General features: G+C 57.0%; 13 protein-coding genes. 11 read left to right on the top strand and 2 right to left on the bottom strand.

The genetic code is table 11. The annotated features are described in order from the left end of the window. The first annotated feature begins 64 nt into the window (after window positions 1–64). Together U9O48_RS21280 and zntA are read left to right on the top strand one after the other, a co-directional pair. Window positions 65–691, top strand: a complete 627-nt coding sequence (locus U9O48_RS21280) for a lysoplasmalogenase (RefSeq protein ID WP_282493573.1) — start codon at window positions 65–67, stop codon at window positions 689–691. Window positions 692–766: 75 nt separating this feature from the next. Beyond that, a complete protein-coding gene (gene zntA / locus U9O48_RS21285; RefSeq protein ID WP_324723159.1) occupies window positions 767–2,944 on the top strand; it encodes a Zn(II)/Cd(II)/Pb(II) translocating P-type ATPase ZntA in 2,178 nt (725 codons plus the stop codon). 127 nt (window positions 2,945–3,071) lie between these two features. Here the strand turns inward: zntA and tusA are convergent, their stop codons facing one another. Further along, the gene (tusA, locus tag U9O48_RS21290) at window positions 3,072–3,314 is read right to left on the bottom strand and encodes a sulfurtransferase TusA (protein ID WP_324724422.1); all 243 of its coding nucleotides are present in this window, start codon (window positions 3,312–3,314) and stop codon (window positions 3,072–3,074) included. 172 nt (window positions 3,315–3,486) lie between these two features. Between tusA and U9O48_RS21295 the strand changes: the two genes are divergently transcribed. Then, window positions 3,487–4,152, top strand: coding sequence for a 7-cyano-7-deazaguanine/7-aminomethyl-7-deazaguanine transporter (locus U9O48_RS21295; RefSeq protein WP_285146124.1), 666 nt, complete (start codon window positions 3,487–3,489; stop codon window positions 4,150–4,152). 72 nt (window positions 4,153–4,224) lie between these two features. Next, window positions 4,225–4,782, top strand: coding sequence for a DcrB family lipoprotein (locus U9O48_RS21300; RefSeq protein WP_282493576.1), 558 nt, complete (start codon window positions 4,225–4,227; stop codon window positions 4,780–4,782). Window positions 4,783–4,788: 6 nt separating this feature from the next. Here U9O48_RS21300 and U9O48_RS21305 read toward each other — a convergent pair whose 3' ends face one another. Further along, window positions 4,789–6,003 (bottom strand): MFS transporter, encoded by a 1,215-nt coding sequence (locus U9O48_RS21305; protein ID WP_285146123.1) that lies wholly within the window; start codon window positions 6,001–6,003, stop codon window positions 4,789–4,791. A gap of 144 nt (window positions 6,004–6,147) precedes the next feature. Between U9O48_RS21305 and U9O48_RS21310 the strand changes: the two genes are divergently transcribed. The 7 genes from U9O48_RS21310 (at window position 6,148) to U9O48_RS21340 (ending at window position 11,120) form a co-directional block, all read left to right on the top strand. Further along, entirely contained in the window at window positions 6,148–7,197 is a 1,050-nt protein-coding gene (locus U9O48_RS21310; RefSeq protein ID WP_282493578.1) for an AI-2E family transporter, read from the top strand. Window positions 7,198–7,494: 297 nt separating this feature from the next. Next, window positions 7,495–7,884, top strand: coding sequence for a hypothetical protein (locus U9O48_RS21315; protein WP_100780797.1), 390 nt, complete (start codon window positions 7,495–7,497; stop codon window positions 7,882–7,884). 69 nt (window positions 7,885–7,953) lie between these two features. Beyond that, the gene (locus U9O48_RS21320; RefSeq protein ID WP_324723160.1) at window positions 7,954–9,018 is read left to right on the top strand and encodes a class I SAM-dependent methyltransferase; all 1,065 of its coding nucleotides are present in this window, start codon (window positions 7,954–7,956) and stop codon (window positions 9,016–9,018) included. 64 nt (window positions 9,019–9,082) lie between these two features. Then, window positions 9,083–9,805 carry a beta-ketoacyl synthase chain length factor gene (locus tag U9O48_RS21325; RefSeq protein WP_324723161.1) on the top strand — a complete coding sequence of 241 codons (723 nt, stop codon included), beginning with the start codon at window positions 9,083–9,085 and terminating at the stop codon, window positions 9,803–9,805. Further along, window positions 9,802–10,617 (top strand): lysophospholipid acyltransferase family protein, encoded by an 816-nt coding sequence (locus U9O48_RS21330; RefSeq protein ID WP_282493582.1) that lies wholly within the window; start codon window positions 9,802–9,804, stop codon window positions 10,615–10,617. Before U9O48_RS21325 ends, U9O48_RS21330 begins: the two co-directional genes overlap by 4 nt. Further along, window positions 10,598–10,855, top strand: a complete 258-nt coding sequence (locus tag U9O48_RS21335) for a phosphopantetheine-binding protein (protein WP_324724423.1) — start codon at window positions 10,598–10,600, stop codon at window positions 10,853–10,855. The genes U9O48_RS21330 and U9O48_RS21335 overlap by 20 nt, the downstream gene beginning before the upstream one ends. A 13-nt stretch (window positions 10,856–10,868) precedes the next feature. Then, the gene (locus U9O48_RS21340; protein WP_100780796.1) at window positions 10,869–11,120 is read left to right on the top strand and encodes an acyl carrier protein; all 252 of its coding nucleotides are present in this window, start codon (window positions 10,869–10,871) and stop codon (window positions 11,118–11,120) included. The last annotated feature ends 1 nt before the right edge of the window (window position 11,121 follow it).

The raw sequence follows: 11,121 nt of genomic DNA on the forward strand, positions 1-11,121 counted from the left end.
GCCTGCCCGCGTCACTACACTGAATCAGAGTGTTATTCAAAAATAACAGATACAGGGAGTTAATATGCTTTGGTCATTTATCGCTGTCTGTTTTTCCGCATGGCTTTATGTCGATGCGTCGTATCGCGGCCCTGCGTGGCAGCGCTGGCTGTTTAAACCGGTGACGCTGCTGCTCCTGCTGCTCCTCGGCTGGCAGGCACCGATGTTCAACGCCGTCTGCTATCTGGTGCTCGCGGGTCTGTGCGCCTCGTTGATTGGTGACGCGCTCACGCTACTGCCACGCCAGCGCCTGCTGTATGCCATCGGGGCGTTTTTCCTCTCGCATCTGCTCTACACCATCTACTTCGCAAGCCAGATGACCCTCTCCTTCTTCTGGCCGTTACCGCTGATTTTACTGGTGATGGGCGCGTTGCTGGTGGCGGTGATCTGGACGCGACTGGAAGAGATGCGCTGGCCGGTCTGTACCTTTATCGCCATGACGCTGGTGATGGTTTGGCTGGCGGGTGAGCTGTGGTTCTTCCGCCCAACGTCGCCTGCGATGTCGGCGTTCTTCGGTGCTGCGCTGCTGCTGATTGGCAACATCGTCTGGCTCGGGAGTCACTACCGTCGTCGCTTCCGCGCGGATAACGCCATCGCCTCCGCCTGCTACTTTGCCGGGCATTTCCTGATTGTGCGTTCGCTGTATATTTAATAGTGCTTGACTCTGGAGTCGACTCCAGAGTGTATGCTGCGGTTAATGAGAAAATTATCATTACCGGAGAGTGCCATGTCGACTCCAGAAACACCGAAAAAAGTGCCGCAATTCTCGGGACTCAAACTCAGTCCAGTCCCCGCAAAAGACGACTGCTGCTGCGACAGCGGATGCGAAACCCAGGCTGCGCCCGTGCAGCCTGAAAGCGGCGATCGCTACACCTGGATCGTCAACGGCATGGACTGCGCCGCCTGCGCCCGCAAAGTCGAAAATGCGGTGAAACAAGTGGCGGGCGTCAACCAGGTCCAGGTGCTGTTCGCCACCGAAAAACTGCTGGTCAGCGCCGACGCTGACGTCAGCAAGCAGGTGGAGGCGGCGGTGACCAAAGCCGGTTACTCCCTGCGTAGCGAGCAGGAACCTGCCGAAAAAATCTCTCCCCTGCGGGAAAATCTGCCGCTCATCACCCTGATTATCATGATGGCGCTCAGCTGGGCGCTGGAGCAGGTTAACCACCCGTTTGGCAATCTGGCGTTTATTGCCACCACGCTGGTTGGGCTGTTCCCCATCGCGCGCCAGGCTCTGCGTCTGATCAAAACCGGCAGCTGGTTCGCGATTGAAACCTTAATGAGCGTCGCGGCAATCGGCGCGCTGTTTATTGGCGCGACGGCGGAAGCGGCGATGGTGCTGCTCCTGTTCCTGATCGGCGAACGCCTTGAGGGCTGGGCGGCGAGCCGGGCACGTAAAGGGGTCAGCGCGTTAATGGCGCTGAAACCGGAGACGGCGACGGTGGTGGTGAATGGCGAGCGCCAGACGGTCGCTATCACGGCGCTGCGTCCGGGCGATGTGATGGAGGTGGCCGCCGGGGGGCGTTTGCCTGCGGACGGGACGCTTCTCACCGCGACGGCCAGTTTCGACGAAAGCGCCCTGACCGGCGAATCGATCCCCGTTGAGCGTGAAACCGGCGAGAAAGTCCCTGCCGGGGCCACCAGCGTGGACCGTCTGGTGCAGCTCAAAGTGCTTTCCGAACCCGGCGACAGCGCCATTGACCGCATTCTGAAACTGATCGAAGAGGCCGAGGAGCGCCGCGCGCCCGTCGAGCGCTTTATCGATCGCTTCAGCCGCATCTACACGCCGGTAATTATGCTGGTTGCCCTGCTGGTGGCGGTGGTTCCGCCGCTGCTGTTCAGCGCCCCGTGGGAGGCGTGGATCTATAAAGGGCTGACGCTGCTGCTGATCGGCTGTCCGTGTGCGCTGGTGATTTCAACGCCTGCGGCCATCACCTCGGGTCTGGCCGCCGCCGCACGACGCGGGGCGCTGATTAAAGGCGGTGCGGCGCTGGAACAGCTCAGCCAGGTTCAGCAGATCGCCTTCGATAAAACCGGCACGCTGACCGTCGGCAAACCGCAGGTCACGGGCATTTATCCTGCCGATGACGCCCTGCTGGCGCTGGCCGCCGCCGTCGAGCAGGGTTCGACTCACCCGCTGGCGCAGGCAATTGTGCGTGAAGCGCAGTCGCGCGGGCTGACAATTCCGGCTGCCAGCGCGCAGCGAGCGCTGATGGGCTCAGGCATCGAAGCGGAAGTTGAGGGCAGCAAGGTGCTGATTTGCGCTGCCGATAAATTCCCTGCCGACGAGTTCAGCCCGCAGATCCGCGAGCTGGAGCAGGCCGGGCAGACGGTGGTGATCGTCGTTATCGACGGCGTGGCAAAAGGGGTGTTGGCTCTGCGCGATACTCTGCGTGCAGATGCCAAAGAGGCGGTGGCGGCGCTGCATCAGCTGGGGATTCAGGGCGTGATCCTGACCGGGGATAACCCGCGCGCGGCGGCGGCAATTGCCAGTGAGCTTGGCCTGGAGTTTAAGGCCGGGCTGTTACCAGCGGATAAAGTACAGGCCGTGACTGGGCTGAACGCTCAGGCCCCGCTGGCGATGGTCGGCGACGGCATCAACGACGCTCCGGCGATGAAAGCTGCGACGATTGGGATTGCGATGGGCAGCGGGACCGACGTGGCGCTCGAAACCGCCGATGCGGCGCTGACGCACAACCGCCTGACCGGTCTGGCGCAGATGATTTCGCTGGCACGTGCGACGCGGGCCAATATTCGTCAGAACATCACGATTGCGCTGGGGCTGAAGGGGATTTTCCTGGTCACCACGCTGCTGGGGATAACAGGTCTGTGGCTGGCGGTATTAGCGGATACGGGGGCGACGGTGCTGGTGACGGCGAACGCACTGCGGTTGTTGCGCCGGAGATGATAAACGCCGGGTGGCGGCTTCGCCTTACCCGGCCTACGTTTTCATGATTTCGTAGGCCCGTGCATGCGAAGCGCCGCCGGGCAAAAAGCGATGATGTTGTATGCCGGGTTCACCCGGCAAACCACGACTACCCTTTGCGCACCAGGTACCGATACGGAAGGGAGCCCGTCTCTTGCGCCACCAGCTCATGTTCCATAAAGGTACAAAAACCGGGGATATCGCGGGTGGTCGCAGGATCGTCAGCAATGATCAGCAGCGTCTCGCCGGTCTGCATGTTACGCACGGTTTTGCGCACCATCATCACCGGCTCCGGGCAGCGGAGGCCCTGCGCATCAAGGGTATGGTTGGGGCTGGAAAACAGGTCGGTCATCATCTTCTCGTTCATATCAAAAAACGGCTGTAGTTTACGCCGCGTTTTCGGCAAAGCAAACCAGGTTAACGATTGCGCGAAAATTAGCCATTGCAATACGGACTGAAAGCAGTAATATGCGGCGGCTTAATTGGGTTCCCTCACCCCAAATATTAATCAAAAAGGTCACAATATGACGCAGTTCTCTCAATCGCAGCGCGTAAAAGCGTTGTTCTGGCTATCGCTATTCCATCTGCTGGTGATCACTTCCAGTAACTATCTGGTGCAATTGCCGATCTCCATTTTTGGTTTCCATACCACCTGGGGCGCATTCAGCTTCCCGTTTATCTTCCTCGCGACCGATTTGACCGTGCGTATTTTTGGCGCGCCGTTGGCCCGACGCATTATCTTTGCGGTGATGCTGCCTGCGCTGTTCGTCTCGTACGTCATCTCTTCCCTGTTCTACATGGGAAGCTGGCAGGGCTTTGAGGCGCTGACGCACTTCAACCTGTTTGTCGCCCGCATCGCTGCCGCCAGCTTTATGGCCTACGCTCTGGGACAGATCCTCGACGTTCACGTCTTTAACCGTCTGCGACAGAACCACCGCTGGTGGATGGCACCGACGGCGTCCACGCTGTTCGGCAACGTCAGCGACACCCTGGCCTTCTTCTTCATCGCCTTCTGGCGCAGCCCGGATGCCTTTATGGCCGCCCACTGGATGGAAATCGCGCTGGTGGACTACTGCTTCAAAGTGCTGATCAGCATTGTCTTCTTCCTGCCGATGTACGGCGTGCTGCTGAATATGCTGCTGAAAAGGCTGGCGGATAAATCTGAAATCTCGGCATTGCAGGCAGGTTAAAGGTTCGGTTTATCAGTTGTGATAAGATGGATGAATGAGCCGTTATGGCCGTTTATCGAAAGGAATAAGTTAATGCGCAATCTGGTTAAATATGTCGGGATTGGCCTGCTGGTAGTGGGTCTGGCGGCCTGTGATAACAGCGATACGAAGACCCCTGCTCAGGGCGCGTCCGCGGAAAGTAATGCCACCGGACAGCCGGTTAATCTGATGGATGGCAAACTCAGCTTCTCTCTGCCAGCGGATATGACCGATCAGAGCGGCAAGCTGGGCACCCAGGCGAACAACATGCACGTCTATTCCGATGCCACCGGGCAGAAAGCGGTCATTGTGATTGTCGGTGACGACACCAATGAAGATCTGGCGGTGCTGACCAAGCGTCTGGAAGATCAACAGCGTAGCCGCGATCCGCAGCTGCAGGTGGTAACCAACAAGTCCATCGAACTGAAAGGCCATACCCTGCAACAGCTGGACAGCATTATCTCTGCCAAAGGCCAGACCGCGTACTCTTCCGTGGTGCTCGGCAAAGTGGACGGCAAACTGCTGACCATGCAGATCACCCTGCCAGCTGACGATCAGCAGAAAGCGCAGACCGCCGCAGAAAACATCATCAATACCCTCGTGATTCAGTAATTTTCATCACGATTCAACGGCCTCCGTCGCTTGCGCCGGGGGCCGTTTTTTTAAGCGCCAGGTCAGCAGGAACGCAACGCCAACCAGCCCCGCCGCCGCAAGATAGATAACCGGAACGCCCGCGTAGGCCATCAGCAGCCCGGCCAGTGGCCCGGTCACCCCCAGCGACATATCCATAAACACGGTATAAGTCGCCAGCGCCGAACCCTGATTCTGCTGCGGCACCGCTTTCACCGCCACCACGCCCAGCGCCGGGAAGACCAGCGAGAAACCCGCGCCCGCGAGGAATACGCCGATCTTCGCCACCCACGGCTCACCCGCAATGCCCGTCAGCAGCAGGCCGACAATCTCGACGCTAAAGCAGATCATCGCCACGTTCAGTCCGCCGAGGCGGTTGATACCGTTCGGGAACAGCAGACGCGCACCGACGAAGGCGCAGCTAAACAGCGTCAGGGCGAACGCCGCACCGTCCCAGCCTTTGGCGTCGTAAAACAGGGTGATGAAGGTGGCAATCACACCAAAACCGGCGGACGCCAGGGCCAGCGCCATGCCGTAGGGCCAGACGCGCCCGAGCACCGCGCGAAACGGCAGCGGCTTGCCTTTGCTGGCTTTCACCTTCGGTCGCGGGAGCGCGAGTAAAATCGCCATCAGCGCGACCACCATAATAGTGATCGCCAGCCCGTGCAGACCGCCCCACGCATAGCACACCACGCCCAGCGGCGCGCCGAGGGCCATCGCGCCGTAGGTGACAATCCCGTTCCACGAAATCACGCGCCCGATATGCGGCGTGCCGACCACGCCTACTCCCCACAGCGTCGAGCCGGTCCCCGCCAGACTTTGCCCGATGCCTAAAATCACACGCCCCAGACACAGCAGCGCCAGGCTGAGCAGCGGCCAGCCGCTGGTGGTCGCCGCCAGAAGATAGCTCAGGCCACTGAGGAAACAGCCGCACAACCCCACCACCACGATACTTTTCGGGCCAAACAGATCGGCATACCGCCCCGACTGTGGGCGACTCAGCAGGGTGGCGAAATATTGCAGGCTAATCACCAGCCCCGCCCAGAAGGCGCTGAATCCCATCACGTCATGGACGTAACCGGGCAACACCGCGAGCGGCAGGCCAATGGTGAGATAGCTGGCGAAGTTAAACATCACAACAGAAACAATGCGCAGATTGAGGCGCAATCCGCTCAGTGCCGGTTCGGCGGCAGGGTCGGGCATGAGGTTCTACCTGGTATTTTGCAACAGTGTTTCACTATTACCACGTCATGCGGCGAAAAGCAGCAGCGACTTTCAGATTAACGGCGTCAAACGCAGCGGTCCCTACGCACTACACTTAACGGGCACACAACATAAGGAATCAGCATGACAACCCCCCAGCCCGACAAGACGGGCCTGCACATATTATTAAAACTCGCCTGTCTGGTGGTGATCCTCGCCGGTATTCACGCGGCGGCGGATATTATCGTTCAACTGCTGCTGGCGCTCTTTTTCGCCATTGTTCTTAATCCGTTAGTCACCTGGTTTATCCGTCGCGGCGTGCGTCGCCCTGTCGCCATCACCATTGTGGTGCTGGTGATGCTGGTGGTCCTCACCGCCCTGTTCGGCGTGCTGGCGGCATCGCTGAGCGAATTCTCCACCCTGCTGCCGAAATACAATAAAGAGCTGACGCGCAAGATTGTCGATCTGCAGGAGATGCTGCCGTTCCTCAACCTGCATATCTCGCCTGAACGCATGCTAAAGCGCATGGATTCAGAGAAAGTGATGACCTTCGCCACTACGCTGATGACCGGGCTTTCTGGCGCGATGGCCAGCATTTTGCTGCTGGTGATGACGGTAGTGTTTATGCTGTTCGAGGTGCGCCACGTGCCGTACAAACTGCGCTTCGCCCTGAACAATCCGCAGATTCACATTGCTGGCCTGCACCGGGCGCTGAAGGGCGTTTCCCACTATCTGGCGCTGAAAACCTTACTCAGCCTCTGGACCGGGGCGATTATCTGGCTCGGGCTGTCGCTGATGGGCGTTCAGTTCGCGCTGATGTGGGGCGTACTGGCGTTTCTGCTCAACTACGTGCCCAACATCGGCGCGGTGCTTTCCGCCGTGCCGCCGATGATTCAGGCGTTTCTTTTCAATGGCTTTTATGAATGTATGCTGGTCGGCGCGTTATTCCTGGTCGTTCACATGGTGCTCGGAAATATCGTCGAGCCGCGGATGATGGGCCATCGTCTGGGAATGTCGACCATGGTGGTCTTTTTGTCATTGTTAATATGGGGATGGCTACTGGGACCGGTGGGCATGCTGCTTTCGGTACCGCTGACCAGCGTGTGTAAAATATGGATGGAGACCACCAAAGGCGGCGGAAAACTGGCCATTCTGCTCGGGCCAGGGCGACCGAAAAGTCGGCTTCCGGGGTAACAATTTTCTCGTAAACCTACCCAACGAGGTAGGTTTACGGACTTAATCAGATCTATAAACTCTGTGCCGATTTTTTTAGAATCGGCATAATTGTTGTTTTTAAGTGAATATTTTCTTAGCAAAGCCGATAACAAAAGCGTTGTCTACATTGCCAGCGCGTTAATTAAAGTTAAATTGGCAATGTCACAAAATAAATAATGCAAAAATGTTATTTATCGCAATGGTTAAAATTTGCCTTAAGAATTATATTGCGTAAATATCGTGGACGAGATCACTATTATTGATACGGAGTTGTTGATGAAGAAGATTGTTAAATGGTGTGCGGCTTTTGCCATTATGGGGGCGCTGGCAGGCTGTGCGCGTACTGCCCCGGTGGATCAGGTTCACTCTACCGTTAGCGCGGGCCATTCTGCGGAACAGGTGAAGTCTGCCATTCTGAAAGCGGGCCTTCAGCGCGACTGGATCATGACTGAAGTCAGCCCTGGCGTCATTAAAGGCCGCCTGCAGGCACGCGACCACAGCGCCGAAGTTCGCATTCCTTACACGGCCACAAGCTATTCAATTAATTACGAAAACAGCCTCAACCTGAAAGCCAGCGACGGTAAAATTCACAAAAATTACAACCGTTGGGTTCGTAATCTCGACAAAGATATTCAGCTGAATCTCGCCAGAAGCGCCGCGCAGTAAAATTGCCTAAAGTCGGGCCGCTATCGGCCCGATAATGTATTCCTCAACCCCGCGAAAGGTTACGCAATAATGTACGAAACGGACTCGCTCAGCGCGCTGGATGCCATTACAGAAGCACAACGTATTGCTTTTGCTCCAATGTTGTTTCAAACCGCGCTTTGTTTGCGTAACTCTGGCGTTCTGGCCTGGCTCGATAAACAAGGGAAACAGGGCGCACGCCTTGAAGACATTGTCGAGAACAGTACCCTGAATGAATACGCTGTCAGCGTTTTGCTGGATATGGGATTAAGCGGACGGATCGTTACCCATAAAGAGGGACATTACTATCTGGCAAAAGTGGGACATTTTCTCCTGCACGATGCGATGACCCGCGTAAATATGGATTTTACCCAGGACGTTTGTTATCAGGGATTATTCCACCTCTCCGATTCCCTAAAACTTGAAAAACCCGCGGGATTATCGGTATTTGGCGAATGGCCGACCATCTATCCCGCATTGTCGCAATTACCTGTGCAGGCAAAAGAGAGTTGGTTTGCGTTTGATCATTACTATTCTGACGCTGCTTTTGATGCCGCTTTGCCATATATATTCGCAAGCAAGCCGACAAAATTGTACGATGTAGGCGGTAATACAGGCAAATGGGCTTTACGCTGCTGCCGGTATGATGAAAATGTCGCCGTTACCCTCCTCGACCTCCCGCAGCAAATAGCGTTGGCGCAGGAAAATATCGCAAATGCAGGATTATCTCATCGCATTGGGTTCCATGCTGTCGATATGCTTAGCAACGCGGCGCTGCCGGGCGAAGCAGACGTATGGTGGATGAGTCAGTTCCTCGACTGCTTCTCTCCCGATCAGATTGTCACCATGCTGAGCAACGTGGCGCAGGTCATGAAGCCCGGCGCGCGGTTATGCATTATGGAACTGTTCTGGGATGCCCAGAAATTCGAAGCGGCCTCGTTTAGCCTCAATGCGACCTCGCTCTATTTCACCTGTATGGCGAATGGCAACAGCCGCTTTTATAGCGTCGAGAAATTTTATCACTACCTGGAACAGGCCGGTTTCCACGTAGAGCAACGACTGGACAATTTAGGTCTGGGTCATACCTTACTGATTTGTCAGAAAAAAGAACAATAAATTCGGTGAAATACCTGAGGGTTCACGCCGTTATTTGATGACGATAGATCGCGGACGCGCGTAGATGAAATTTGCAATTAACATTATCGACTGGCAGGCCAGAGCGCCTGGTCTCAGTGATGCCGAACAATGGCAGGCGTGGTCACGCGATTCGCTCACCATTGATCCCACTGCGCCACAGGCAAAACTCACGGATTTGCCGATGATGACTGCGCGCCGCCTCAACTCGGGCAGCAAACTGGCCGTCGATTGCGGCCTGTCCATGCTGCGAAAGCATGACATCGACGCGGTGGTTTACACCAGCCGCCACGGCGAACTGGAGCGCAACTACCGCATTCTGCATGCCCTGGCGACGGATCAGGCCGTGTCACCCACCGATTTTGCCATGTCCGTGCACAACTCGGCGGTGGGGAATCTCACCATCGCCGCGCGTCAGCCGATTGTCTCCTCTTCTCTCTCTGCCGGGCTGGATACTTTCCAGCAAGGCCTGTGCGAAGTGCTGTGCCTGCTGCAGGCGGGCTATTCCCGCGTGCTGCTGGTCGATTTCGACGGGGCGCTGCCGGTGTTTTACCACCCGCATTTACCCGCGCAAATGCCGACCTGGCCCTATGCGCTGGCTGTCGTTATCGAAGCCGGTGATACGCTGCGCTGCGAAACTCGTTCTGGCAGTACCGGCGAAGAGCCGCCGCTGCCGCAAAGCCTGATGTTCCTGCAACGCTATCTTAGCGACGAGCCGCAGTTTGTGGTCTCCGGCGAACGCCTGCTCTGGCAGTGGTCCCGCGCATGAACGCATTAGCCAGCAGTATGAATCGGGTGTGGCGTCTGGTCATGACCGGCTTCTGCTTCGCGCTGTTTGGCGTGGGCGGTCTGCTGCTGTCGCTGGTCTGGTTCAACCTGCTGCTGATGGTTCAGCGCGATCGCGCCAAACGCCGCCGCCTGGCGCGCCGCAGTATTTCCGCCAGCTTCCGTTTCTTTATGAACGTGATGCGTCTGACGGGAGTACTCGATTACCGCATTGATAATCTCGACGCCCTGCGCAGCGAACGCGGCTGTCTGGTGATCGCCAACCATCCCACGCTGATTGATTACGTGATCCTCGCCTCAGTGATGCCGGAAACGGACTGCCTGGTGAAAAGCGCCCTGCTGCGTAATCCCTTCGTCAGCGGCGTGATTCGCGCGGCGGATTATCTGATCAACAGCGAAGCAGACACCCTGCTCGCCGCCAGCCAGCGCCGTCTGGCGCAGGGCGATACCCTGTTAATTTTCCCCGAAGGCACGCGCACCCGCATCGGGGAGGCCATGACGCTGCAACGCGGCGCGGCCAATATCGCCGTGCGCTGCGGTAGCGACCTGCGGGTCGTAGTGATCCACTGCAGCGAACACCTGCTCGATAAAAAAAGCCGCTGGTACGACGTACCGCCGCGCAAACCCTTTTTCACGGTCGACGTCCGTGAGCGGGTCAATATTCACGATTTTTACGATGCGACAGAACAAGAACCGGCCCTGGCCGCGCGCCAGCTAAACCGGCACCTGCAGCATCGCTTAACATCAGGTCTTCAATCTTTGTCAGGAATTAATGATGCAAGCGCTTTATCTTGAAATTAAAAATCTTATTATCTCCACGCTGAATCTGGACGAACTGACCGCCGACGATATCGATACGGAAGCGGCGCTGTTTGGTGATGGTCTGGGCCTCGATTCCATCGACGCGCTGGAGCTTGGCCTGGCCGTGAAAAACCAGTATGGCGTCGTGCTATCCGCGGAAAGCGAAGAGATGCGTCAGCACTTCTATTCCGTCGCCACGCTGGCATCATTTATCCATGCCCAACGCGCCTGAGAACGAATTTGCTATGACAGAACAAAACGCCATTTATCAGGAAGTCTGCGGACTCCTGACCAAACTGTTTGAAATCGAACCGGACGCGATCTCTCCCGAGGCGCGCCTGTACGAAGATCTGGAGCTGGACAGCATCGACGCCGTCGACATGATTGTTCACCTGCAGAAGAAAACAGGTAAAAAAATCAAACCTGAAACCTTCAAATCGGTGCGTACCGTTCAGGACGTGGTGGACGCTGTCGAACAGCTTCTGCGCGAAGAGTAAG

Source organism: Lelliottia sp. JS-SCA-14, assembly GCF_035593345.1.
Lineage (GTDB): Bacteria > Pseudomonadota > Gammaproteobacteria > Enterobacterales > Enterobacteriaceae > Enterobacter > Enterobacter wanjuensis.

Bases quoted from the DNA above. Each gene is read 5' to 3' on its own strand.
- U9O48_RS21330 (WP_282493582.1), top strand. From the start codon at position 9,802: ATGAACGCATTAGCCAGCAGTATGAATCGGGTGTGGCGTCTGGTCATG.
- tusA (WP_324724422.1), bottom strand. From the start codon at position 3,314: ATGACCGACCTGTTTTCCAGCCCCAACCATACCCTTGATGCGCAGGGC.
- U9O48_RS21280 (WP_282493573.1), top strand. From the start codon at position 65: ATGCTTTGGTCATTTATCGCTGTCTGTTTTTCCGCATGGCTTTATGTC.
- U9O48_RS21325 (WP_324723161.1), top strand. From the start codon at position 9,083: ATGAAATTTGCAATTAACATTATCGACTGGCAGGCCAGAGCGCCTGGT.
- zntA (WP_324723159.1), top strand. From the start codon at position 767: ATGTCGACTCCAGAAACACCGAAAAAAGTGCCGCAATTCTCGGGACTC.
- U9O48_RS21310 (WP_282493578.1), top strand. From the start codon at position 6,148: ATGACAACCCCCCAGCCCGACAAGACGGGCCTGCACATATTATTAAAA.
- U9O48_RS21335 (WP_324724423.1), top strand. From the start codon at position 10,598: ATGCAAGCGCTTTATCTTGAAATTAAAAATCTTATTATCTCCACGCTG.
- U9O48_RS21305 (WP_285146123.1), bottom strand. From the start codon at position 6,003: ATGCCCGACCCTGCCGCCGAACCGGCACTGAGCGGATTGCGCCTCAAT.
- U9O48_RS21300 (WP_282493576.1), top strand. From the start codon at position 4,225: ATGCGCAATCTGGTTAAATATGTCGGGATTGGCCTGCTGGTAGTGGGT.
- U9O48_RS21320 (WP_324723160.1), top strand. From the start codon at position 7,954: ATGTACGAAACGGACTCGCTCAGCGCGCTGGATGCCATTACAGAAGCA.
- U9O48_RS21315 (WP_100780797.1), top strand. From the start codon at position 7,495: ATGAAGAAGATTGTTAAATGGTGTGCGGCTTTTGCCATTATGGGGGCG.
- U9O48_RS21340 (WP_100780796.1), top strand. From the start codon at position 10,869: ATGACAGAACAAAACGCCATTTATCAGGAAGTCTGCGGACTCCTGACC.
- U9O48_RS21295 (WP_285146124.1), top strand. From the start codon at position 3,487: ATGACGCAGTTCTCTCAATCGCAGCGCGTAAAAGCGTTGTTCTGGCTA.